The 24,565-nt window shown below is 40.1% G+C and carries 22 protein-coding genes; 12 read left to right on the top strand and 10 right to left on the bottom strand.

Annotation, left to right across the window (positions count from 1 at the left end; translation table 11 throughout):
• Positions 1 to 295: 295 nt before the first annotated feature.
• On the top strand, positions 296 to 2,203 hold the full coding sequence (locus ACYVIL_RS02245) for a diguanylate cyclase (protein WP_460311417.1): 1,908 nt from the start codon (positions 296 to 298) through the stop codon (positions 2,201 to 2,203).
• A gap of 234 nt (positions 2,204 to 2,437) precedes the next feature.
• Here ACYVIL_RS02245 and ACYVIL_RS02240 read toward each other — a convergent pair whose 3' ends face one another.
• From ACYVIL_RS02240 to ACYVIL_RS02230, 3 genes are all read right to left on the bottom strand, one after another.
• Positions 2,438 to 2,908, bottom strand: coding sequence for a Dps family protein (locus tag ACYVIL_RS02240; RefSeq protein WP_460311454.1), 471 nt, complete (start codon positions 2,906 to 2,908; stop codon positions 2,438 to 2,440).
• A gap of 142 nt (positions 2,909 to 3,050) precedes the next feature.
• Positions 3,051 to 3,437 (bottom strand): DUF6768 family protein, encoded by a 387-nt coding sequence (locus ACYVIL_RS02235; protein WP_460311416.1) that lies wholly within the window; start codon positions 3,435 to 3,437, stop codon positions 3,051 to 3,053.
• A gap of 1 nt (position 3,438) precedes the next feature.
• Positions 3,439 to 3,975, bottom strand: coding sequence for an RNA polymerase sigma factor (locus ACYVIL_RS02230; RefSeq protein ID WP_460311415.1), 537 nt, complete (start codon positions 3,973 to 3,975; stop codon positions 3,439 to 3,441).
• A gap of 265 nt (positions 3,976 to 4,240) precedes the next feature.
• Here ACYVIL_RS02230 and ACYVIL_RS02225 point away from each other — a divergent pair, with 265 nt between their 5' ends.
• Complete coding sequence (locus ACYVIL_RS02225) at positions 4,241 to 5,062, top strand: spondin domain-containing protein (protein WP_460311414.1); 822 nt, start codon at positions 4,241 to 4,243, stop codon at positions 5,060 to 5,062.
• A 235-nt stretch (positions 5,063 to 5,297) separates the two neighbouring features.
• Positions 5,298 to 6,125 (top strand): LytR/AlgR family response regulator transcription factor, encoded by an 828-nt coding sequence (locus tag ACYVIL_RS02220; protein WP_460311413.1) that lies wholly within the window; start codon positions 5,298 to 5,300, stop codon positions 6,123 to 6,125.
• 23 nt (positions 6,126 to 6,148) lie between these two features.
• On the opposite strand, the gene ACYVIL_RS02215 is transcribed toward ACYVIL_RS02220, so the two are convergent.
• Together ACYVIL_RS02215 and ACYVIL_RS02210 are read right to left on the bottom strand one after the other, a co-directional pair.
• On the bottom strand, positions 6,149 to 6,622 hold the full coding sequence (locus tag ACYVIL_RS02215) for a 3TM-type holin (RefSeq protein ID WP_460311412.1): 474 nt from the start codon (positions 6,620 to 6,622) through the stop codon (positions 6,149 to 6,151).
• A 178-nt stretch (positions 6,623 to 6,800) separates the two neighbouring features.
• Positions 6,801 to 7,373, bottom strand: coding sequence for a paraquat-inducible protein A (locus ACYVIL_RS02210; RefSeq protein ID WP_460311411.1), 573 nt, complete (start codon positions 7,371 to 7,373; stop codon positions 6,801 to 6,803).
• Between the two features lie 196 nt (positions 7,374 to 7,569).
• On the opposite strand from ACYVIL_RS02210, the gene ACYVIL_RS02205 reads away from it, so the two are divergent.
• From ACYVIL_RS02205 to ACYVIL_RS02195, 3 genes are read left to right on the top strand one after another with little or no spacing between them, the layout of a single operon-like run.
• Positions 7,570 to 7,815 carry a DUF6868 family protein gene (locus ACYVIL_RS02205; RefSeq protein WP_460311410.1) on the top strand — a complete coding sequence of 82 codons (246 nt, stop codon included), beginning with the start codon at positions 7,570 to 7,572 and terminating at the stop codon, positions 7,813 to 7,815.
• A gap of 7 nt (positions 7,816 to 7,822) precedes the next feature.
• Complete coding sequence (locus ACYVIL_RS02200) at positions 7,823 to 8,125, top strand: hypothetical protein (protein WP_460311409.1); 303 nt, start codon at positions 7,823 to 7,825, stop codon at positions 8,123 to 8,125.
• A gap of 16 nt (positions 8,126 to 8,141) precedes the next feature.
• Positions 8,142 to 8,321 (top strand): hypothetical protein, encoded by a 180-nt coding sequence (locus ACYVIL_RS02195; RefSeq protein WP_460311408.1) that lies wholly within the window; start codon positions 8,142 to 8,144, stop codon positions 8,319 to 8,321.
• Positions 8,322 to 8,408: 87 nt separating this feature from the next.
• Here ACYVIL_RS02195 and ACYVIL_RS02190 read toward each other — a convergent pair whose 3' ends face one another.
• Positions 8,409 to 10,577, bottom strand: coding sequence for a M3 family metallopeptidase (locus tag ACYVIL_RS02190; RefSeq protein WP_460311407.1), 2,169 nt, complete (start codon positions 10,575 to 10,577; stop codon positions 8,409 to 8,411).
• A gap of 370 nt (positions 10,578 to 10,947) precedes the next feature.
• Between ACYVIL_RS02190 and ACYVIL_RS02185 the strand changes: the two genes are divergently transcribed.
• Positions 10,948 to 11,517 (top strand): hypothetical protein, encoded by a 570-nt coding sequence (locus tag ACYVIL_RS02185; protein WP_460311406.1) that lies wholly within the window; start codon positions 10,948 to 10,950, stop codon positions 11,515 to 11,517.
• 14 nt (positions 11,518 to 11,531) lie between these two features.
• Here the strand turns inward: ACYVIL_RS02185 and ACYVIL_RS02180 are convergent, their stop codons facing one another.
• The 3 genes from ACYVIL_RS02180 to thpR all read right to left on the bottom strand — a co-directional run bounded on the left by ACYVIL_RS02180 (position 11,532) and on the right by thpR (position 13,633).
• Entirely contained in the window at positions 11,532 to 12,134 is a 603-nt protein-coding gene (locus tag ACYVIL_RS02180; RefSeq protein WP_460311405.1) for a histidine phosphatase family protein, read from the bottom strand.
• 14 nt (positions 12,135 to 12,148) lie between these two features.
• Entirely contained in the window at positions 12,149 to 13,003 is an 855-nt protein-coding gene (gene purU, locus ACYVIL_RS02175; RefSeq protein ID WP_460311404.1) for a formyltetrahydrofolate deformylase, read from the bottom strand.
• A 99-nt stretch (positions 13,004 to 13,102) separates the two neighbouring features.
• Entirely contained in the window at positions 13,103 to 13,633 is a 531-nt protein-coding gene (thpR, locus tag ACYVIL_RS02170; RefSeq protein WP_460311403.1) for an RNA 2',3'-cyclic phosphodiesterase, read from the bottom strand.
• A gap of 58 nt (positions 13,634 to 13,691) precedes the next feature.
• Here thpR and hrpB point away from each other — a divergent pair, with 58 nt between their 5' ends.
• From hrpB to mrcB, 3 genes are all read left to right on the top strand, one after another.
• The gene (gene hrpB, locus ACYVIL_RS02165; RefSeq protein ID WP_460311402.1) at positions 13,692 to 16,163 is read left to right on the top strand and encodes an ATP-dependent helicase HrpB; all 2,472 of its coding nucleotides are present in this window, start codon (positions 13,692 to 13,694) and stop codon (positions 16,161 to 16,163) included.
• A 175-nt stretch (positions 16,164 to 16,338) separates the two neighbouring features.
• The gene (locus ACYVIL_RS02160) at positions 16,339 to 19,134 is read left to right on the top strand and encodes a M12 family metallo-peptidase (protein WP_460311401.1); all 2,796 of its coding nucleotides are present in this window, start codon (positions 16,339 to 16,341) and stop codon (positions 19,132 to 19,134) included.
• Positions 19,135 to 19,301: 167 nt separating this feature from the next.
• Complete coding sequence (gene mrcB / locus ACYVIL_RS02155) at positions 19,302 to 21,602, top strand: penicillin-binding protein 1B (protein ID WP_460311400.1); 2,301 nt, start codon at positions 19,302 to 19,304, stop codon at positions 21,600 to 21,602.
• A 33-nt stretch (positions 21,603 to 21,635) separates the two neighbouring features.
• Here the strand turns inward: mrcB and ACYVIL_RS02150 are convergent, their stop codons facing one another.
• Positions 21,636 to 22,499 carry a hypothetical protein gene (locus ACYVIL_RS02150; protein ID WP_460311399.1) on the bottom strand — a complete coding sequence of 288 codons (864 nt, stop codon included), beginning with the start codon at positions 22,497 to 22,499 and terminating at the stop codon, positions 21,636 to 21,638.
• 283 nt (positions 22,500 to 22,782) lie between these two features.
• Here ACYVIL_RS02150 and glnK point away from each other — a divergent pair, with 283 nt between their 5' ends.
• Together glnK and ACYVIL_RS02140 are read left to right on the top strand one after the other, a co-directional pair.
• Positions 22,783 to 23,121: a P-II family nitrogen regulator gene (gene glnK, locus ACYVIL_RS02145; protein WP_216048856.1), complete on the top strand. Its 339-nt coding sequence runs from the start codon at positions 22,783 to 22,785 to the stop codon at positions 23,119 to 23,121.
• A 21-nt stretch (positions 23,122 to 23,142) separates the two neighbouring features.
• A complete protein-coding gene (locus ACYVIL_RS02140; RefSeq protein WP_460311398.1) occupies positions 23,143 to 24,387 on the top strand; it encodes an ammonium transporter in 1,245 nt (414 codons plus the stop codon).
• Positions 24,388 to 24,565 lie beyond the last annotated feature (178 nt).

The following is a 24,565-nucleotide window of genomic DNA, read 5'->3' as shown; positions in this document are numbered from 1 at the left end:
TCAAACTCTTATCAGGGATATATTACTCAAACACCGTCAAATAGCGAACCCGCAATCATTATTCCCTCATCAGACATTATGTATGCTGTGGTTTTTCTTTATTCTATTTGCCCTAAACACGACTGTTGTTTAAATTCTGTCAGGAAATTCAACTAGCATAACGGTCAAAAAAATTCCAAAGCAAACAAATAATGCGCTTATTAATTAAATATAGAATTTATGTGTTGATTATTTTGCTCGAATAATCAACTATTTACCTATACCGTTTTTACGCATATAAAGGGCAGTTATCTTTATGAGGTTGCGCTTCATTAACATTCCATCACTACTTGTAGTATTGATTGTGTTCTGCAGTTTTACCCTAAGAGCTGAAACCGATTTTTTCTTTGAGTATGCAGATACTCAAACTCCGTTTTCATCCATGCACAGCTCACTTGAAACGAAAATTGCCAATGCAAACTCTGTAGAACAAAGAGTCCATTTTAGTTTGTCTTTGGCTTCTTTATACCTGCAGTTTGATCGGGTAGAACTGCTCACTGAAATACTTGATGAGTTAGCAACATTAGAGATAAATCAATCCTATGATACTAATGCATTAAAGTGGCATGTATTTGAAGGTTATAGGTTTTATTCATTAAGCCAATACGTTAAAGCAGAGTCATCTTTTAAGCAAGCTCAAGCAATACTTGATGCGCTTAACGGCAGTAAAGAACACCTAGCTGAATCTCAAATTGCTTACTTATCAGCGGTTTTATCTATGTACAACGGTATCAATGATGCCTACTTGCAACGCTATACCAAGGCGACGGAGGCACTGTCTGAAGTAAACAGTATTGCCAATGAAAATGATTGGAAAGTGCTATCGGGGCTGTCTTTATATTATAGTGGTGACGTTAACTACGAATTGAAAAATTACGAACAAGCGGAAGTCTTCTACCAGTTATCTAAACAAATGTTTACGGAGCAAACTACTATATTTCGAGCCGTGTCGTTAATGGCGGAAGCTCAAATGATTAATATTGTAGGAGACCGAAAGCGCGCGTTTTTTTTATTAGATAATGGCATACAGATATTTGCAAAAATGGAAGATATTTCTTCTTTGGCCTACGCCTATCTACTTAAATCCTATTTTCATAGTAAAGATGGTAATGATGAAGAAGCGCTGACCTGGATTGCTGAGTCAGTGACATTACGAGAAGAGTTGAACAATCCTGTTGCTATTGCTAATTCCTATGTTCATTACAGTTCGCTGCTCCAAGGAAATGGATTCCTTGAACGAGCTCTTGTTTATGGGCAAAAAGCCGCTGACTTAGCCGCCCAGACTGATGACTTAGCGGGACAGTGGGATGCCTTTAATCAGTATGGCGTGATCCTAAGTGAAATGGGCAATTATAAGAAGGCATTTGAGTATATGTCTAAGTCTGAACGGGCTCTTTTGGCTAAGGCTAGATTAGACATCACTAGTCAATCTGCTAGATTAAACAGCGAGTTCAATTTAGCACAGCAACAATTAGAAAATGAGTTTCTAGATGAAAAGAACAGTTTGTTGCAAACCCAGTTGGAGCAACAACGCCAATTACAAGAAAGACAAAATTGGATCGTGTTTGGGCTAATGATTTTTACCGTTCTAGTGATGCTTTTCCTTTGCATAATATTTACCCTTTATCGTAAAAATAAACGCCTAGCAATTTTGGATAACCTGACTGGATTGCGAAATCGAAGAAGTATTTTAGAAGTGGGTGAACAAGCTTTTACAATTAGTCGACGTTACAAACAAAGCTTATGTGTGCTTATGTTAGACGTAGATAACTTCAAGTTAGTCAATGATAATTACGGTCATGCTGAAGGAGATAGAGTACTGAAGTTTGTTGCTTCAGTTTGTAAAGAAGCCTTGAGAGCTTCTGACTACGTAGGGCGAGTTGGCGGTGAAGAGTTTATTTTTATCCTACCTAATAGCGGTGAAAAAGAAGGTATTCAATTAACCAAGCGCCTGTTTCAAAATATCCAAGCAAACTTTCCAGCAGCTGATTTAAAGGTGAATGATGTAACCTTTAGTATTGGCTTAGCGGCAAATCTAGAGCAATGCAGCGATTTTAACGAGTTAGCTAGCTTTGCCGATATGGCACTTTACGAAGCCAAAGCTCAAGGAAAAAACCAAGTCCAAACCTATACACAGGATATGCAGTTTAACAGCAAGGTATAGTTGTATTTAGGTCTTCACCTCTAACCAGAACCAATGCCACACTGTCATGAATTTTATTGTCATCAACCAAATACTATGTCGTTTTAGTGATCTTCTAAGGGGCAACTATTTCGCGATAGGTCAAATAAAAATCGCCTGCGCTAACTCAAACCGTCAGGTTGAGCTAACTCAGGCGACACATATAGCTGAATACTTCTATCTATTGCTTAAAATTAATAAAGCAACTGAAAATATCTATCTTAAGGTCGCTCTAAGCATCCAGGCTGTTTTTTCATGCTCACGCATTCTGTCTGATACCAATGCTGCAGAAGACTCATCGTCGGCGTCCTGAGCTAATTTAAGGGCATCTCTACAGGTTTTTACTACTTGCTCATGTCCTTGCAGTAAAATTTTAACCATTTCATCTGCAGCGGGAACGCCATCCACTTCTTTGATAGCACTTAGCTTTGCAAATTCTTTATACGTGCCTGGAGCAACTAATCCTAATGTACGAATACGTTCAGCAATGTCATCTACTGCGACAGCTAGTTCCGTATAATGCTCTTCAAACATCAAATGTAGTTCTCTGAATTGTGGACCCGTAACATTCCAGTGGAAATTGTGAGTTTGTAAGTACAAGGTGTAACTATCTGCAAGTAACTTTTTCAAACCGTCTGCGATTTGATTACGATCTGTTTCGTTAATACCAATGTCAATTTTCATAATATTTCCTTGTTATCTAGAGAATCTACTAATCAGTATAATTGTTTAGTAATTTTTGTATAATTAGTTTTATCGATTGAGTATATCGCTTCGCTATATCAATCTAACACTATATTAACGTGTTAATTGAAAAAAAGTTCACTGATTAGTTACTATCTTTCATATGGAGTTGATTCGCAATCAATGACAATTGTAGTTCAACCCGTTTAACTTCTCTGAGTACAGATAATCGATTTAATTCCATAAATAGCCATAAACGCATTGCTGCAAAAATAATGAACGAAATTAACGACCCGAGTAGCCAATGTAATTTTATGTCAGCGCGTTGTTCAGCAAATAAGTTGATCCCAAAATAGACAGTTAAACCTATGAACACTATCTGTAAGGTGATGACGGCGATAGCGGTGAATTTGAATGTACCCTTGAAGCTCCGCCCTATAAGCTGCAAGGTGTTGGCTTGTTGTTCTGAGACTTTTTCCGCGGCTGATTCTTGTTGCATGGCCGCTAAAATTTTTTGATTGATATCGCTCATTTTATTGTCCTTTATTGGTTAGTTTTAACTTCTGACGAATCCCGTGAAGCCTTGATTTCAATGTACCCACAGGTAGCTCAACGATGTGACTAATATCGGTTAGTGAAAATTCCTCAAAATAATGTAAATACACCAACTGGTAGGCATTTGAATCTAAATTAGATAAATCTAGTTCGGGTGTATTTGCGAGCATGCCTTCACTGCTGACTTGGGTGTCTAAATTTTCTGCAAGGGCGTTGACTTTTATGCGTTCTTTTTGAATATGGGCGATTGTATCTGCGCATTTATTTTGTAAAATTCGGTAAATCCATTTCGGAAACGCGGCTGGATCTTCAATGTTTTTAATACTCTTACACATGTCCAATAACGCATTTTGAACGCTGTCGTTTGCTAAATGCTCGTCCTTTAAGAGTCTAGAGGCATATCCAATTAATTTCGGATACCAAATACGAAGTAACTGGTCGAGTGCTTTATCATCGCCCATTTGAATATTGACGACCAACCACTCTGTTAAAATTGTTTCACTATTTCGTTTCATACTATATAGGTCTGTTCTGACACTCTACCGGTTCATTGTTTTTATTCTTTCGTGATCAGTCTGTGATACTTCCGTGATAAATCATTCTTATTCTACCTATTGCTAGTAGTTATCCCTTAAGGCTTGCTGTGTAGAAATGAATTTATGTTTGTCATTAGCTCTAACTTAAATATTGATAATACAAATGTAAGGGATATAAGCAGTGGCAGCGTTTTCAACTTAGTGTTGGCTTCGCGTTAACTTAGAATATTGGAATATCATAATTATGAAAACATTTAACAAAGGAATTATCACCGTTGTTTTAGGAACTTGCTTGACCTTCACTGCTAATGCGACAACCATTGAAGTGCAGGTCAGTAGTTTGTTTGACGACGGTGGCTTGGCCATGACACCGGTATGGCTGGGCTTTCACGACGGCACATTTGATTCATTTGATGTCGGTTCTGCTGCTTCATCATCACTGCAAAGTTTGGCTGAAAATGGGATGACTGGCGGGATTGAATCCGACTTCTCTAGCAGCAATGCGACGGGAGTTCAAACGGTTTTAGCTGCTCCTACTGGGGCTGCACCGGTGTTTGAACCGGGAGAAACCGCCAACTCAGAGTTATTAGAAATTGATGCGATGAACAGTGGCTACTTTAGTTTCTTATCGATGCTCATTCCCACAAACGACGCCTTTATTGGCAACGAAAATCCAATGGCTTACTCACTTTTTAATGACGATGGTAATTTTGTCGGCTTAGATATCTTGGTATTGGGTTCATCTGTTTGGGATTCTGGTACCGAATTAAATAGAGGCTATGGATCGCCGTTTCTTCAAGGAGCCGATGCCGAAGCTCGGCAAAATGAAAGTGGCGTGGTCACTTTCCACAATGGACTTGAAGTCTTACCTGGTGGATTAGCTATTATTGGTGGGACAACTGCGACCGGTTATACAATTGATCAAGCTGCTGCAGACTTCACTCAAAGTGGTTTTGAAGTTGCACGTATAACCGTTTCACAAGTACCTGAACCAGCAACATTTGGCTTCTTTGCCATTGGTTTGTTAGGGCTGATGGCTCGCCTAAAACGCAAGTTAAAAAACTAATTTTACCCGTTGAACTGGTCACCGCCAATTTTCGCGGTGACTGCCAAAGTCTGCACATTCTTATACTGTTTTCAAAACCTAAGCACTCTTAGGGGGGCCAGCTCGACTAGCGCCACATATAACTATCCAACACTAACCCGCCATAGCATTATCAACACCTTGTTACATATACAAGTTGCAGGTCAGCAGTTAAGCATCAAAATTATATTAACGATAAATTCTATGAGTAAATTGGATGGAAAGGTTTTCGGTTGTCGTCATTGAAGACGAGTTAGATACGGATAATTCCTTAACAGCAAGACTTAAGATGATAGAAAATCTTAACATAATTGCCACTTGCAATGAGGCAAGTCGTGGTGTTGCCTGTGTTCTTAAACGCCAGCCGGATGTACTGTTTATTGATATGCAAATGCTAGGCGCGCAAGGCCTTGCTCTGCTTGAAAATTTAAACAAGACAATGGATATCCAGCCTAAAACTGTTTTTGTAGCAGACTCTAGCGAATATGCGCTCCAAGGGTTTGAATACAATGCCTTTGATTACTTAATTAAACCCATTTCTAGTTGCCGCTTAAGTGGGTGTTTAGGGCGTCTACAAAATGCATTATTAGAAAATCAAGCGTTGCAAGCGCAAACTAAACTAAATCAATTACTTTGTAATAAAACCGGCAAATCATTGAATGGCTTTATGCAATCTCTCGAGCATTCCAAGCAAATTAGTTTAATGGATTTGCAACAAACTATTTCAATTAAAAGTGGCTCTCAATGGGTAAGGATAAAGCTGGAAACGATTTTGTGGATACAAGCAGCTGGAGATTATATGTGCATTCACACCCTTGAGGAGACATTCATTGTGCGTAAAACCCTTCGTCAATTTGAAGCTGAATTAGATGACATGTACTTTCCGCGGATCAATCGTTCAACAATTGTAAACTTGAACCAAATTACTCGCCTTACCCCTAATTCAAATGGCGAATATATCGCTCGGTTAAGCTCTGGCGCTGAGCTAAAAGTGAGCCGCAAATACAAGCTCAAAATGGGAGAAAAACTCAAGACCACGTTATAAACTAATGTGGTCTTGCATAGGTGCTATTTTTTCTCGCTTTCTACTGCGGGTTGCTTGCGCATGGATTGGGCGATTTTTTCACCGCTTCGACCTACCACGTAACCGCCAACGCCCACAGTTAATAGGGTGAAGAGTTCTTCGGGCAATTTTAACATAGAGACCTTGTCGGTGAATAAACTGAGATAGGGAAAAAGAATATAGTTATTCGCCACTATAAAAATGATGACCATCATTAATACCGGTCGCCAGTTTCTCTGTATCCAGCTTTTACCTTGCGCTTCAGCAATAATCACTGCTTGCTGTGCTTGAAGTAATTTCGTTTCATATTCTAGTACTTTGTGCTCCAACTCGATCATTTTAAGTTGCACACCTGAACTAATTTCATCTAATTGTTTTCTCAACATTAAGCGCTCTTCGTCTGAAGTATGCACATTATCAATTAGATCTGCTGCTGGTTTAAATATACCGCCAATAAATTCCATAATACCAATAGCCATAACGACTCCTTTCTATAGTAATGGGGAAATTTACGGGTTATCTACTGCGACTCATAACCATTATAAAAATAGCAATTGTCTGAACCTGTGTTGTTATGCGACAGCTTTTCAATACGCACTGCTGTATTTTTATACAATTTTGTGTGTATTTAAAGGTAAAAGTGATTTTTCGGTTAATTTAACCCTTAAAATTTCCTTGTTTCATTCCTTTGATGGCAAAGTGCGTACCTAGTAATGACAATAGACAGTAACCCGTAAAATAGTAAAACCCTTGGCCAACATTAGATAGGGTTTGGGTGCTAATTTCTAAGGACATTTTAAAACCAAATACAGCAAAATTGTGGGAGTCTGTTGTTTCTGCGTGGTTTGTGGATAAGATTGCTAGAAAAACCGCAACCACAAATACATCGGCCATGGACCATTTACCAATACTAGAAACCACACTTAAAAATATGCGTTCTAGCTTGGTTCCGGTTTGAAAATAAGCAAAGCAAACCATCGTTGTTTTGATAAGCGGTATCCCCACTGAAAAAAGTAAAATAAGGGTCGCAACCAATATTCTCTGGTCTTGCCATAATTCGTCGATAGTCGCCATTATAGAAAGCTCTTTATCAACTATATTGGACCCTAAAGAAGAGCCTCCTAGGGAAGCGGCTAAATCCATATCCAATGAAAACATAGGTAACAATATCCCTGGGAAAAACAAAGCTATTGCAAGAATATTTAAAGCAAAACCAATATGACGTTTCAAAACATAATCCTGTGAATTTCTGGTGTGGAACAAATATACCTCAATCATTTTACTAAGCGGATGTTGCTAAAAAAATGCGAGATATTTTCGATTATTATGATGGCAACTAGCCGTTTTAAGACATCCAACTTATTAGGCTTTTCATCTGTTAATGAGCCATACTTATTCATCAACTGAAAGTTAAAGGTAATTCTCAATGAGTATTATACAAATAACCGAGCTATTTGGGTGGGCCTCGGTAATTAATATCGCTTATTTATCCCTAGCTACATTAATTGTTACACTTAAGCCGGAAATAATAACTTCAATTCATAGTAAGGTGTTTCAAGTAGAAAAGACAACTTTGTCTCCTTTGTATTTTAACTTTCTCAGCCTATACAAAGTCATGACTTTGGTTTTTATTGTAGCGCCATATCTTGCTTTGAAATTAATGGGGAATTAAGGGCAAAATGAAAAAGGCGGTTTTATTATTGTTGGCCTGTGGCTCACTTTTTAATATTAAATTGGGGATGGGCAACGAGGAAGTGCAATTTGCAAATCAAGAAGACTTATTGTTCGTCAAAGGTGAGCCTAGCTCTCAAAAACAATTTGAAGATCAAGGAAACATTTTTGAACACTATTATTACCACACTGAGAATCAATCTTTTTTAATAGATGTTGAAACCGGTCGGGTTTGCAATGCCTATATTGGCGAGCAGGTTCGCAGTTGCTTCCCCTGCACTGAGAATGAAGTGTCGCCTCAGTGCCCTTAGATAAGGATAAACGTATATGTCTAAAACCACTAAATATCTATTATTAGCCGCGGTATTTTGTTTAGCTTTGGTCTGTTATTACATAGGAAGTATGATTGGGGCCATTGCATTTATTGCTTTAGGTTTACTATTGGAAATTGCGTTGTGGGTAGGCATTTTTAAATCATCTAAAAAACATATCTCCAAAAACCTCTGATAGGCCAACTCAAATTTATCTCCAATCAAAAAAAATAGCACTTTAAAAGTGCTATTTTTCAATTGTTTATATTGATTTGTATCAGTCTTATTTCACGGGAAACCCGCGATCACGCATTAAGGCTTCAACATTCGCATCTCTGCCTCTGAATAGGCGATAAGCTTCAGCAGGATCCATCGCATTGCGGATTGCGAATAGATGCTTAACTAGCTTCTCACTAAGCTCTTTGTCGTAGAAACCACCAGGTGCTTCAGCAAATGCTTCAGCCGCATCTGAGGTTAGTACTTCTGCCCACATGTAACCATAGTAGCTAGAGGCATACCCTTCACTACTAAAGATGTGGCCAAATTGAGTACTACGATGGCGCATTACCATTTCTTCTGGCATACCCATTTTTACAAGCTGTTCTTGTTCAAATTTTTGAGGATCGATGGCAGCAGGATCTGTCGTATGATACAACAAGTCCATAATTGCAGATGCCATGTATTCAGTTGTTTTAAACCCTTCATTGAAAGTAGAGGCTTTTTTGATTTTAGCCACTAGTTCTTGTGGAATCGGTTCACCGGTTTTGTAATGTACTAGGTAGTTATTAATGACTTCATCGGTGATTAACCAGCGTTCCAATAGCTGTGACTGGAATTCTGTGTAGTCACGTACACCTGAATGTGATGTTGGATACGCTACCTTGGCCGACAAGAAGTGCAATGCGTGGCCAAATTCATGGAAGTAAGTTTCTGCATCATCCCATGAAATCAACGTTGGTTCGCCTTCCGGACCTTTTACGAAGTTTGAGTTATTTGAAGAAAGTACTGTTTTCTTGCCATCAAAAGTCGTGTAGCTACGATACGTGGTTGCCCAGGCGCCAGAACGTTTACCAGTGCGCGCAAATGGATCTAAATACCACAACCCAATGTGCTCACCAGAAGTGAGATCGGTCACTTCCCAAACTTTTACATCAGGATGAAATACAGGAACTTTGCCTTCTTCAATGGGCGTGAATTTGAAGTTGAATAAGCGACCAGCAACATAAAACATCGCTTCGCGAAGTTTGTCTAATTGCAAATACTGTTTTACTTGGTCTGAGTCTAAGTCGTATTTTTGTTTACGCACTTTTTCAGCGTAAAAACGATAATCCCATGGCTCAATGGTGATATTCGCATTTTCAGCATCAGCTACTGCTTGCATGTCTTTTACTTCTTCATCAACACGAGCAATTGCTGCAGGCCAAACTTTTTGCATTAAGTCCATGGCGTTTTCAGGAGTTTTTGCCATGCGATCTTCTAATCGCCACTGGGAATAGTTGTCGTAGCCTAACAACTGAACACGTTCATGACGTAATTTTAAGATTTGTTTGATCAATTCATTGTTGTCATATTCATCACCATTGTTGCCTCGGCTATAATAGGTTTCCCACACTTTTTGGCGCAGTTCACGCTCTTCAGAGTAGGTTAGGAAAGGATCCATTGATGAACGGGTATTGGTGATTGCATATTTACCTTCATGACCCCGTTGAGCTGCCGCGGATGCAGCACCTGTTACAAAGGACTCAGGTAAACCAGAAAGTTGATCTGCTTCGATATAGAGCACATAATTTTCTTCATCAGCCAATACATTGTTTGCAAATTTGGTTTGTAAACTTGCGACTTCTTGGTTGATTGCAGCATAGCGCTTTTTCGCTTCCCCTTCTAAGGTCGCACCGTTGCGTGCAAAACCGTTGTAAGTTAGCCAAGTTACACGTTGCTGTTCTGAATTTAACTGTTTATATTCTTCGCTTTCATATACCGCTTTTACTCGTGCAAAAAGCTTTTCGTTTTGGTTTATCTTTGAGCTAAAGGCGGAAATTTTAGGAACCATTTCCTTTTGAATTTCACGGAATTCAGGGCTATTTTTATTGGAGCTCCAAATGCCCCAGTAGGTGAACACGCGACCAAGATCTGCACCAGATTTTTCCAAAGGAACAATGGTATTTTCAAAAGTAGCCGGTTCAGGGTTATTAATAATTGCCTCGATTTCGGCCAAATTAATTTCCATACCTTTTTCTAATGCAGGAATAAGTAAGGCTAAATCCATTTTATCAAAGGCAGGAACACCGCCATAAGGGCCAGAGTATTCAGCGAGTAAAGGATTGGTTTCTTGTTTAGCCTGTTCAGCCATGGATACGTCGTCTTTAGTTTGAGAAGGGCTTGTGCTTTGCGAGCACCCACTTAGTGTGGCAATTAGCATTGCACTTGTCAGTGTCAGAGCAAATTTTTTCATTTAATATTTACCAATTAATTAAGAGATGGTTCTGTTGTTATTTTTATAGTTATACATTTTATACTCTATACCGAGTATTGCGGTTAATACTAATCCCCAGCAAGAAAACTACAAGAGTTGGCGCTAAATAGGTTTTGAAATATCGTCTACAAACCCTTACACAGCTGCCCATATGAATCTTTTTTGGATGACTTTGGCTCAACATTACTCACTATTTATTTCGCTAAGTATCTGAAAAATAGTATTTAGCATCGCGGTAGACAGGTTGTCAGGTATTTATTTAAATACCTAATGTCTGTTGATGTACGTTACAGTTCGCTTTTTTTGAGTATTATTTGAACACATTAAATCACTCACAAGAGTTCACATCATGTGCAAATATATATGTTTGTTTATGTTACTCATTGGCGGTACTTGCCAGGCAGAGGAACACTTTATAGCCAAAGGAGTGAACTGGTTAAACAGCTTTATACCTGAGACAACCAAAATTGAATTTAATAAGTTCCGTATAAAATTTGATGGCTGCCGTCATCGTGAGTATGAGTTGAGTTTTGTGCATCCAGTTAATCAACGATTATCATTTGAAGGCGGAATGAGCTACGCAAAAGGCAAGTTAGAATGGGGGATCAATAATCAAAAAATTAGCCTTAAGCGATATGCTTTATTACCTCGCTACAGCGTGAATCGTAAAATGAGTGTCAGTGCTGGTGTGATTTTACAGTCTGCGCCTGAATTTAGTACCTCCCAAGGATTGGAATTAGCCTTACCCAAAAGTAAAATTTTTAAAATTAGCAGTCGCTTTAAAGGACTACGGGATGACCACCAGGTAGATTTCGCGTTGAGTAGCCATCATTGGGATGCAACAAGCGAGTTTGGTACTTTGTTTGATAACGGATTAGTAGATAATCAGGTTAACGTTAACTACTCCGCATTTTTTTAAATCTAGGAATAGCATTACACCGCTGTTCCTTGCACTACCTCTTGACGCAAATGGCCAATATCACATAACAATTTTATGGATGCGAAGTCCTTCTTATCGATTTGGGTAACACAGGTATTTTCAATACCAGCACGTTCTAAGTTCACCTCATCAACTTTTAAAATGTGTCGCAAAATATAGCGTAAAACTAATCCATGAGTAATCACCATTAAACTGTTTTCTGTTGCGTTAGCCTGCGCAACAATCTGCTGCCATGCTTGTTCCACGCGTTGCCCGAATTGCAGCTGACTTTCGCCATTCTCGGGATGGTAATCTTCGGCTAAAAAATCAAATTCGATCTGCTTCCATGGCACGCCTCTAAGTGCACCTAAATTGCGCTCCTGCAACAGTTCAGTTAACACCAATTCGCAGCCTAATAATTGCTGCACAGGTTTGGCAGTTTGTTGGGTACGAGTATGATCACTGCACAATATTGTTGAAATCGAATGGTCTTTATAAGCATCTGCCAAATCTTGTGCTTGTAGATGACCCTGTGCAGATAACGGAGTTTCCGGCGTCTGTACAATTCGATTTCGGTTACCGTCTGTTTCGCCGTGGCGGACTAAATAAATAGACATAAATTTACCTTCGCTTATGCAAATACAACGGTTTTGTTTTTGTGAATGATCACTCTGTCTTGCAAGTGGTAGCGAACGCCATTGGCTAACGCGGCTTTTTCACAGTTTTTTCCCTTGCGAACCATATCTTCAGCCGAATCGCTGTGACTGATGCGTATGACTTCTTGCTCGATGATGGGTCCTTCATCTAAATCTTTGGTCACATAATGGCAAGTCGCACCAATCAGCTTTACACCGCGGTCATAGGCTTGTTGATAGGGTTTAGCGCCAGCAAATGAGGGCAAAAAGCTATGGTGGATATTGATTGCTTTACCGGCTAACTTTTGACATAAGTTGTCAGGGACAATTTGCATAAATCGGGCGAGAACAGTGAGGTCAGCTTGATACTCTTCCAATAAGGCTTCTACTTGGGCGAAGGCAACTGCTTTATCTTGGTTTTTAAAATCCACCCAGTGAAACGGCACTCGATACCAATCAGCAAATTGTTTCATCTGAGGGTGATTGGCAATAATGCAAGGGATTTCACAATCAAGCTCACCACTATGCCAGCGGTGTAGGATATCAATAAGACAGTGAGACTCATGGCTGGCAAGTAAGGCGACTTTTTGTTTTTGTAAAGAGTCAGATACTTTCCATTTCATTGAAAATTGTACGGCAATGGGTTCAAACGCTTGTTTGAAGCTCTCCAACGTCAGTTTCAATGTTTCAGTCTTGATTTCATGGCGCATAAAAAAGCGTCCAAGTTTCGCGTCTGTATGGTGGCTTGCTTCCACAATAGTAGCTTGTTGATCAGCTAAAAACTGACTCACTGCGGCGACTAATCCCACTTGATCTGGGCAATCAATTACCAGTCTAAAGGTTTGTTGCATGAATAAATTACTCTTTAAAAATCGAACTCAATACTAATCCCCTTATTGTGCTTGCGGAATAGGCCTGAGGTAAAGCACTTATTGGAATTACATAAAAGTTTATCGAGGGCGAATGGAAGGATGCAGCGGCCAAGTCTGTCGAATAGGATATTGCACTCCATTTTTTCCACTCACCGACTCAAACAAATGTAAATGCTTCACCTGCAGTTGGAAGTCCGGGCTAATCAGGGGAGCTGGAGGATTACTTTTAGCATTTCTCACTAGCGTAATATGGGGAATATATTCTCTAATGGGCAGATTTAATCCGGCTTGTTGAGCATATTCTGTTAAACGTTTAGTTATTCGCAACATCTGAGCTGGAATTTGTGTACTGCCTAGCCATAAGATCTTAGGTTTTGACCAATAACCTAGCGTATCAATTTGCAAATTAAAATTGTGAAATTCACTGCTTTGTATGGCACAACAAAGTTGATCGAGTTGTTGCTCTTTAACTTGCCCCAAAAACACACTGGTGATGTGAAAATTTTTAGCTGGAACGGCGCGTTCAAACTTAGGTAAGGCTTTGTTTCGCCAATCATCTATGGCAATTTTTGATTTGGATTCTAAATCAAATCCTAAAAAGTAGCGCATTGAAACTCCAGCAACGATAGAATGAAATGATTATAGAGGAATTTTTTGGTTTGAGTGCGTGTTACCTGTAGAAAGTTGCTGGCCAGCATTAGAAAAAGATTTAGTTCATCAAGATGTTGTATTAGTTGCTCCCCCTGGCGCTGGTAAGTCTACCTACTTGCCATTAAAACTGCTGCAACATCCCAAATTTATCGATCAGAAAATCATCATGCTGCAACCGAGACAAATTGCAGTGACTTCGATTGCTAATTATTTATCCGAGCGACTAGGTGAGTCGGTAGGGAATACTATCGGATATCGCATAAGAGGTGAAGCCAAAGTAAGTGCTCACACCAGGTTGGAGATTGTCACCGAAGGATTGCTTACTCGCATGTTGCAAAACGATCCTGAGTTAGCCAATGTTGGCTTGATTATTTTTGATGAGTTTCATGAGCGCAATATACATTCTGATTTTGCCTTAGCCTTATGTTTGGAAGTAAAACAAGCACTTCGCGATGACCTGCGATTATTGGTCATGTCAGCGACTTTAGATGCCGGAGCGGTGGCTAAATTATTGCCCAATGCCAAACAGATGGAAAGTCATGGTCGCAGCTTTCCTGTTACTAGCCATTATCGTCCAAGAAGTAACAGACAACTTGAACAAGATGTTTTTCAGGTAATTAAAGAGGCCGTAGACAATCACGAAGGCGATATTCTTGTATTTTTACCTGGGGCAAAACAAATACTGGCAACACAGCAGCTTTGTGGAAATTATTTTGTAAACTCGACCCCATCCGAAATAGAAATCCACACTTTGTTTGGACAATTGGACAAACAAAAGCAGCGAGTGGCAATTCAACCCGCTCAGCAGGGCAAACGTAAAATTGTGCTTGCTACCAATATTGCTGAAACCAGTTTAACCATTGATGGTATTACTGTGGTTATCGACTCAGGTTTAGAAAATGTCGCCAATTTCAATTGGCAGCGACGAATCGAACAACTGACCATGAAACATATTTCCAAAGCATCTGCAACGCAGCGCGCTGGTCGAGCGGGTCGTTTATCGGCTGGAAATTGTTATCGACTATGGTCAAAGGATACTCACCAACGGCTAATTGCTCAGCGTGCCCCAGAAATAACAGAGACAGACATTAGTGGCTTGTATTTAGATGCAAAAGTATGGGGAAGCGAGCTATCTGAACTACCTCTGCTAGATTATCCAAGTTCATCACAACTTGACTATGCTAAGTCAGTACTATTGTTATTAGGTGCTATCGATTCTAATGAAAAACTGACCTCCCTTGGGCGCTCACTGAACAGTTTTGGTTGTCATCCAAGGTTAGCAGCGATTTTACTGAGAAGTCAGCAAGGAGATCGTTTTCAAAAAGCCATGGCATCTTTGCTAGTCGCTTTATTAGAATTCAGGCCGATCAATGAATTACGAAGAGAAACACAGTTACGGCAACATTTACTCTTTCTTCTTGGGCAACCTTCACACCCAATTTGGACACAAGCTAAACGTTGGGCTAAACGCCTCGGGTGTCATTGTGATAGCCAAACTGTGAATCTGGAAAAAGGTAAACTGAGCCAATTGTTGAGCGCAGCTTATCCCGACCGAATAGGTCGATTAAGAGACAATGGTTCTTATCAATTGGTAAACGGAACAGGGGCAAAATATTTCAATTCTGCTACGCAATCTACTGCTAGCTTGAGCAAATGGATTGTCGTGAGCAAATTTACCATAGGCGAACATGCTGATGCGCTAATTCAATTAGCCGAACCCATTGAAGAACCTTTGGTTTTTGAATTATTCAAAGGACATTTTGAACAACGCAATGAATACACCTGGTCGAGTTCCTTAAACAAAGTTGTGGCGCGAGAAAAACAAATACTTGGCGCTATTACTATTCGGGAAAAACAGATAGAAGCTGTAGATGGATCACAATGCGTTCAAATCTTAGTTGCGCAAATCAAACAACAAGGGTTAGGGTTTTTAAACTGGAAAGAGGCTATTTGGACATTGATCCATCGGCTAAATTTAGCAAATAAGGTTGAAGATGACCTGTGGCCTGATTTCTCCGAGGCGGTTTTATTAGCTGAAATTGAAGATTGGTTGCTACCCTTTCTCGATGGCATAGTCAACGCCAGTAAGTTATACCAACTGGATTGGATAACCATATTGAAGAGTCGATTAAGTTGGCAACAGCAACAACAATTACACAAGCATTATCCCCTGAAAATAAAAGACGCAACAGGGCAAGACTGCAAACTCGTGTATTCAGCCGATGGTCAAGTTGAAATGCAAGTGAAAATGCAGCACATGTATGGCTACGACGGTTCTCCAAGTGTCGCCAATGGTAAAGTTCCAATCACATTAACCCTTCTATCGCCTGCTGGTAGGCCATTGCAGAAAACTCAGGATCTCGCGGGGTTTTGGCAGGGGAGCTACGCTCAAGTTCAAAAAGAAATGAAAGGCAGATATCCAAAGCACTTTTGGCCAGATAACCCAGCAACAGCGCAAGCTACCACGCGAGTTAAGAAATATATGTAGCTTAAGTATATTGCGGTGTTTGGGTCTGGAAATTAATTTACCTGTAAATTCATTCGTTTAACATTGTGTTCACATATAATGCTGGAGATGCGCATCGCTTAACCGATACAATAGAGTAATTGTTAAACAGTTCCAGTTAAAGCGGGACTGTGTTGAACACTTTAAGGTAGTAAACATGCACATCCAGCGCTTTTTCCAGCTTCCCATTTTAACCCTTATTTTTACGTTAGTTACACTTTCCGTTTCTGGTGTAGATGCCAAACCCAACCATGAAGTCAGCATTGCCCATCTAAGCGAGGCACAGTTTACTATTTCAAAAATAGATAATGATAATTTGGAAAACAGATTGGAAATAAGCACAAATGGGATAGTGCGAACATTCAATTTAGTCGAAAACAAATCACTCCTATCTGCACCCTTAAAGCTGAAATTACATTCCAGCATAAGTTTGTACAAGGGGACATTGGAAAATGTAACAAACTCTTGGGCTAGATTTAGTTTAGTAGGAGAGAAATTAACGGGTGCATTTTATGATGGTCAAGATCTGTATTTTGTGAATTATAAAAGTCAGCTAAACGCGCAATTAAACAATATTGAAAGTAGTAAAGAAGTTACGAGTGATTTATTAATTTATAACGCTAAAGACGTTAGTCACAGTGCCACCTGTGCATTAGAAAATAGTGCCATTCAGTCAGCTTTTAGCTATTCGGGTTACATTGACGAACTAGCACAAATGACAAGTGAAATGGCTAGCAAAGAGATATTAATTTCTTTAGTTGCCGATTCTGAATTCGAAACTGGTGATCCTCAAGATGCTGCTACAGAAATGTTGGTAGAAATGAATGTCGTAGATGGCATATTTTCGGAACAAGTTGGCGTGCAGGTTACGGTGGATGACATTCGTGTTTTAGAAGACAACGGCACCTTAACCATGAGCGATGCTGAAGATTTAATTGTAGCTTACCGTACTTATGTTGCGATTAATTATAATAATCCAGGCATAAGCCACCTATTTACCGGTAAAGATTTAGACGGTAGTACTATAGGTATTGCCTACGTTGGAGCGGTTTGCAATAGTTATTCTGTTGGCGTAACGCAACGTTTTGGTTCCAGTACTGCCTTAGTGACTGCCCACGAGATTGGGCATAATTTCGGTGCACCCCATGATAACCAATCGGGATCAGCTTGTGCTGCGACTAATGGTAGCTTTTTAATGAGTCCAAGTATTAATGGCAGTGATCAGTTTTCTGATTGCAGTTTGACGCAAATGGATGCCTTGGTTAGTTCCGCAGCCTGCTTAACCAATGTATCTCCACCTACAATTATTTCTACCCCTAATACAACGGCAACTGCTGGTTTAGCTTATGAATATGATACAGATAGTCGGGTAGATGCTGATGGTTCTGGTAGCTTAACTTTCAACCTCGATTTTGGTCCAGAAGGCATGACAGTATCAGAAGATGGGCTAGTTGAATGGATACCCATTGAAACTCAGACAGGAACTAGTTTAGTGCAAATTAGCGCCAGCAATGCTTATGGTACAGATACACAAAACTTTGAGATTGAGGTGACTCAAAACCCGTCGGGTGAATTTCTTAACTTCAATGAATTACCTTATTCGTCATTTAGTACAGGACAAGATTTCGAAGGAACAGTGACTATTGGGGACAGTGGAGCGAGTATTACCTTACAAGGCAATCGTTGGGTTAAAGTGGACTTCAATTATGCAATTCAAGCAGATACGGTTATTGAGTTTGATTTTATTAGTACGTCATTAGGGGAAATTCACGGTATTGGTTTAGATGATGATAATAAAATGGAAGAAGCTAGAACTTTCTCATTAGCAGGTTCTCAGTCTTGGGGGCTGGAAAGTGCTCGTTATACTGAGTTTGGTGAAGTTCAGCGTATCTCAATTCCTGTTGGGCAGTTTTATACCGGTAATGTCGAGTTTCTCTATTTTGCAATGGATAATGATGTTGAAGGTTCTACCGCCAATGGCACCTATTCAAATGTAACGGTATACAACATTAATGACGATACAGTTGCGCCCACAGAAACCCTTGATTTAAGCCAGTTTACATTCTCGGAATTTGATCCCGCACAAAACCCCTCAGGTTCAAGTGTAAGTGAGGTTATTGACGATGGAGAGACCCTGCATCTGCAAGGTAACTTATGGCGTAAAATTAATTTAAATCAGGATATTACAGAAAATACAATGATAACCTTCGATTTCAAATCTACATCTCAAGGAGAAATCCATGGAATTGGCTTTTATACGACTGATTTGGCTGATAGAGATGAAACATTTAAATTATATGGTACCCAGGAATGGGGGTTAGGTGGCTTTAACTATTCAGGCAACGGAGAGTATCAGTCCTTTACAATTCCTATAGGGCAATATTATGCGCAAGGCACATATCCTTATCTCGTATTTGCAATGGATAACGATATTTCAGAGCCTGTTTCCAACAGCTACTTCAGTCGAATTTCTATTTTTGAATCTTCTGATGAAGAGCCCCCTTCCAATGAAGGTTTAAATTTCAATGAACTTGATATTTTAGACTTAGACCCGAATCAGAACCCAGAAGGTGCTAGTACGATAACTATTTTAGATGCTGGTTATACTTTGCAACTCGAAGGCAATTTGTGGCAAAAAATTGAGCTCAACACCGATATCACTTCAGTTACAGTTTTAGAATTTGAATTCAAATCAACGGCAGAGGGAGAAATTCACGGTATTGGCTTCACCAATAATGCATTTACAAATGAAAGCTTAACCTTCCGCTTGTTTGGTACTCAAGTATGGGGAAATCATGATTTTCAATATACCGGTGATGGAGAATACCAAACATTCGTTATTCCAATCGGAGAGTATTTCACTGGGTTTTACCCTTATATCGTTTTTGGAATGGATAATGACGTTGAAAACCCCAATTCTGATTCCGTTTTTAGAAACGTCATTATTCGCTAAATTAAGATTAAGTTCAGAAGATCACTATTTACCAAAGGAATGACGGTAAATAGTGATGGCAAAATACTTACTTGTGTACATTTTATAAATACTAATTTGAGCCAGCCCGCAGGCACTGATAAACTGCTTGTCTGAAACAACTCCAACAAAGATCCCCTTAATTAATCATGTCAATAGCCCAAAAATTGAATCCCTTACCTTGGTTCCGCAAATATTTCTGGAAGATGCTTCTGGTATGTATCGTTGCGATGAGTGCTTACATGGTTTACTTGGATGCGGTGATTGCTCATCAGTTTTCTGGTAATAAATGGCAAGTTCCTGCGCAGATTTATGCCCGTCCTTTGGTTTTAAGTTTAAAAGAAGAAATCACCAGTAAGGAAATTATAGAAGAGCTAACACTGTTGGGCTATCGGCGGGTGGCCAATGCTAGTCGTACAGGGGAGTACCAATACCGTAATAATCACTTTGAAGTTTATCGTAGAGCATTTCATTTTCCAGATGGTTTTCAGGGCGAAACCGCCTTGTCTTTAACGGTTAAATCAGGCCGTGTAGCAAGCATTGTGAATCTCAATAGTGGCAAGCAAATTAGTAGCTTTCGTCTAGAGCCATGGCTAGTAACACGATTGCTTAGTGACGGTAAAGAAGATCGCATGTTGGTGTCGTTAGGGCAGGTTCCCAAAGAGCTAGTAGAAGCACTAGTTCTGGTTGAGGATAAGGACTTTTATGAGCATCATGGAATAGCACCTCTTTCAATTTTAAGAGCATTAATAGCAAATATCTCTGCCGGACGTGCTGTTCAAGGAGGAAGTACCTTAACGCAGCAATTGGTTAAGAATATGTATTTGACCAATGAAAAGTCGATAACGCGAAAAATTAAAGAAGCCTTTATGTCCATATTAATCGATGCGCGATATAGCAAAGATCAGATAATGGAAGCGTATTTAAATGAGGTGTTTCTTGGGCAAAATGGTAATACCGGTGTGCATGGTTTTGGCTTGGCCAGTTACTTTTATTTCGACCGTCCATTAAACGAGCTTAACCTTGAAGAAATGACGACCTTAGTTGGCATGATCAAAGGACCTTCTTATTATAATCCAAGGCGTCATCCTGAGCGTGTTTTAGAGCGTCGTAACCTGGTACTTAGACTGTTATTTGAGGGAGGTAAAATCAATAAAACCACTTTTGAAAAACTGTTAGACAAGCCCATTCAGGTCGCCACAGGTGCAACGCTAGTTAAAGGCAAGCACCCGGCCTTTATGGATAAGGTGGGGCGTGAATTACATACTATCTTAGATAACCCAAATATTCGTGATTCAGGGGTAAAGTTGTTCACCACTCTTGATTCAAACGCACAGCGAAAGGCTGAATCGGCTGTGTCAGGTGGCTTAACCAGTATTGAAAAGCAGCGTAAGTTGGAAAATTTGCAAGCAGCAATGGTCGTCACTGACATCGATAGCGGTGAAATTCGCGCTATGGTGGGAGATCGCAAGACGCGCTTTAGTGGCTTTAACCGAGCATTGGATGCTAAACGATCTATAGGGTCGTTAATTAAACCAGCAATTTATCTGACTGCCTTAGAGCGCCCTGAAGAATATAATTTAGCAACACCTTTGTTCGATGACCCCATACAATTACCCAGTGAAGGGGGGGAAACCTGGGAGCCACAGAATGCCGATAAAATGTTTCGCGGTCAGGTTCCTTTGTATACGGCATTAACCCAATCCCTCAATGTTCCGACGGTGAGTTTAGGTATGGAGTTAGGGTTAGATAGCATTACCCAAACCCTCAAACGCCTTGGGGTGACAGAGCCCATTACCCAATATCCCGCATTGACGTTAGGAGCTTTGGATTTATCTCCAATTCAGGTCAATCAGCTATATCAAACGATAGCTAACAATGGTGTACAAATTCCCCTGCACACTGTTAATGCCATTATGTCGTCAGACAACCAATTGATGTATTCCTTTGACGCGCCAGCCAAGCCAATTGTTGATGAAAAAGTGGCTTATTTGATGAATTACGCACTTCACAAAGTGACCTTAGAAGGCACGGCTAAACAAGTTCGTCGACGTTTCCCAAGTATTAATATGGCCGGCAAAACTGGTACAACCGATGACTATCGTGATAGCTGGTTTAGCGGTTATGATAAAAATATTCTAGTCACCAGCTGGATAGGCACGGATGACAATAAAAGTACCGGGTTAACGGGGGCAAGTGGTGCATTAAGATTGTTTTTAGATTTTCAAGCACTACAAGCGCCAAAATCATTGGTACGGCGTTTTCCTAAAGGATTGGGGATTGCTCACTTTAACCCCCAAACGGGCAGATCGACCCAGGCGGGGTGTCAAACCAGTATGAGTTTGCCAGCCATTCTAGAAGTGTTACCAAAACGAGCGGATAAATGTGATACCAAAAACCCAAAAATTCAAGAGCGTAAGAGTTTTTGGGAGCGGCTTTTTGGCAACTAGCGCAGAAAAAATTATTAACTAAAAGAACGCTAATTAACGTTTGTCTTTAGGCTTTGTGGGCTTTTTAACATGCTTGTCGATGAACGGCTCGAAATCTTGGGGTTTACTACAATCCATCGTACCTCCGGTAGTGAAGCGCAAGACCGTTAGTAGGGTTTTATTTACCATCGAACTACAATCTACTCTGATACGGTTTTCTTCGATTAACTTTTCATCTTCGGTTTTATAGGGATCAAATTTAGGCAGGTTTAAATCTGGTGATTCTCGTTGTTGACGGTAGCGCTGTGCTTCTTGTTCAGCCATACGTTGATTAGCTTGCGCCGAGTGATCTAATAAGTGTTTTTGGGCTAAATTACGTGAAGTGCCCACGGGAGCGTCACTTTCAGAGTCATCTGGAAAATCAATAGACGGCAAGTCTTCACGTCTTGTATCATTTTCGATTAGTGGTAATTGAGGGGTCACCGAGTCAACAATTTCAGGTTCTTGGTTAACTTGCACCTCTTGTTCTAAAGGTGCTTTTTCAAGGGAGGCTTGGTTCTCTGCTGGCACATCTTCAACAGGCACCTCTGCAACAATCACTTCTTCAACACTTACAGAATCTTCAATCGTTTGCTCCCTTGGTTGGTTCTGTTCAGTCTGTTCTGGGGGCAATTCTGGTATTTGTTCATTTGATTCAGCTTCAATGGTTTTTTCTACCGCTTTTGGAGGCGGGAAAAATACCAATTTCGCATTGATAGCGGATGTGGGTTCATCGACTTTTGCCGGAATATTTATGCGCTGTTGAGATAAGATCAACCAGCCAACCAAAGCATGGATAAGCACAGAGACAAGCAATATTTTTCGTAAAGAATGGTTCGTTGTTTCTGGGGGAATGTATTGTTGGCGTTCAAAATCCAAGGTGTGCGCTATCCAGCATGGTTAATGTTAATTTCATTCGACAGTAGACTGATAGCATCTCGTTTAGTTCCCTATCAGCAACGTTTTCCAATTTCAGCAAAGTTGCGCACCAATTTAGTGCAAAATTTGCCTTTTGCTTGCTATTGGTGCTTTAATTGTAAATCAAATACCTTTTTTCTAATCTAAGTTGTTGATTTTTATATGTAAACATTAGTGGCATAAGACTTGTTTTAGGAATGGAGCGTTTCAATAAAAACAAAATTAAAATATCGGGAGTAACACAATGAAATTAGTAACTGCGATAGTTAAGCCTTTCAAGCTTGATGATGTTCGCGAAGCCATTTCAGAAATTGGCATTGATGGCTTGACTGTCACTGAAGTGAAAGGCTTTGGGCGTCAAAAGGGTCATACCGAATTGTACCGTGGAGCAGAATACCAAGTAGACTTTTTACCAAAAGTGAAATTGGAAATTGCGGTACAAGACGATCATGTTGAACGTTTAGTTGAAGCTATTGTTAGCGCAGCTAAAACAGGCAAGATTGGAGACGGAAAAGTATTTGTATATGACTTAGAGCATGCAGTACGTATCCGCACGGGTGAAACTGACGGCGAAGCCATTTAAGCAGCAGGGCAGGAGAAAATCATGGAAATTACATTTGAACTTGGGTATGCACTAGATACCTTTTACTTTTTGATATGTGGCGCATTAGTCATGTGGATGGCGGCTGGTTTTACCATGCTAGAAGCCGGTTTAGTGCGTGCTAAAAACACCACTGAAATATTAACTAAGAATATTACCTTATACTCTGTAGCTTGTATTATGTATATGATCTGCGGTTACTCTATCATGTACGGTGGTGACGACTTTACGTTATTCCTAGATGGAATCGTTGGCGACGGCGCTACAGGTGAAGCTGAACCTGCTACTTATGCTCCTTCAGCTGACTTCTTCTTCCAAGTGGTTTTTGTTGCCACTGCAATGTCAATCGTTTCAGGTGCGGTAGCTGAGCGTATGAAATTGTGGTCGTTCCTTGCATTTGCAGTTATCTTAACGGGTTTCATCTATCCTATGGAAGGTTCTTGGACTTGGGGTGGCGCGTCTGTATTCGGTATGTATACACTTGGCGACCTAGGTTTCTCTGACTTCGCAGGGTCTGGTATTGTGCATATGGCTGGTGCTGCTGCAGCGTTAGCTGGTGTGTTGATACTTGGTGCTCGTAAAGGTAAATACACCGCGGAAGGTAAAGTCAACGCAATTCCTGGTGCTAATCTACCTTTAGCCACTTTAGGTACATTCATCTTATGGATGGGTTGGTTTGGTTTCAACGGTGGTTCTGTTCTAGCAACGGCTACTGTAGAAAGCGCTAATGCTGTTGCTGTAGTATTTATGAATACTAACGCTGCTGCTGCTGGTGGTCTTGTTGCTGCCCTAATTCTAGCACGCGTCTTATTCGGTAAAGCTGACCTTACTATGGCCTTGAACGGTGCTTTAGCTGGTTTGGTTGCGATTACTGCAGAGCCGTCAACACCGACTCCACTACAAGCGACTTTATTCGGTGCTATCGGTGGTCTTTTGGTTGTTGGAAGTATCATTGCTTTAGATAAAATGAAAATTGATGATCCAGTAGGTGCTATCTCTGTTCACGGTGTGGTAGGTCTCTTAGGACTTCTACTTGTACCTATTACAAATGATGGTTCTTCTTTCTCTGGTCAAATCATCGGTGCTATCACTATCTTCGTATGGGTATTCGTAACTAGCTTGGTAGCTTGGTTAATTCTGAAAGCTATCATCGGAATCCGCGTAAGCGAAGAAGAAGAGTTTGAAGGTGTGGATATCGGCGAGTGTGGTTTGGAAGCATATCCAGACTTCACAGGTGGACGTTCATAATACCTTTAGTTTAAAAAACACATAGGGCAATAAAAAAATAAGAATAACAACAAGAACAAAAATAAAGTCCTACTGTTTTAATAATAGACAAAACCCCGCTCACTAGCGGGGTTTTTTATTTGCTTTTTTCCATCCTAGTCATCTACTGAATCGTTATAAGCTATTGAACAAACTGGAA

It is taken from the genome of Aliiglaciecola aliphaticivorans (assembly GCF_054782055.1).
The sequence above is the reverse complement of the archived record's forward strand: the minus strand, read 5'-3'. Positions and strand labels throughout refer to the sequence as shown.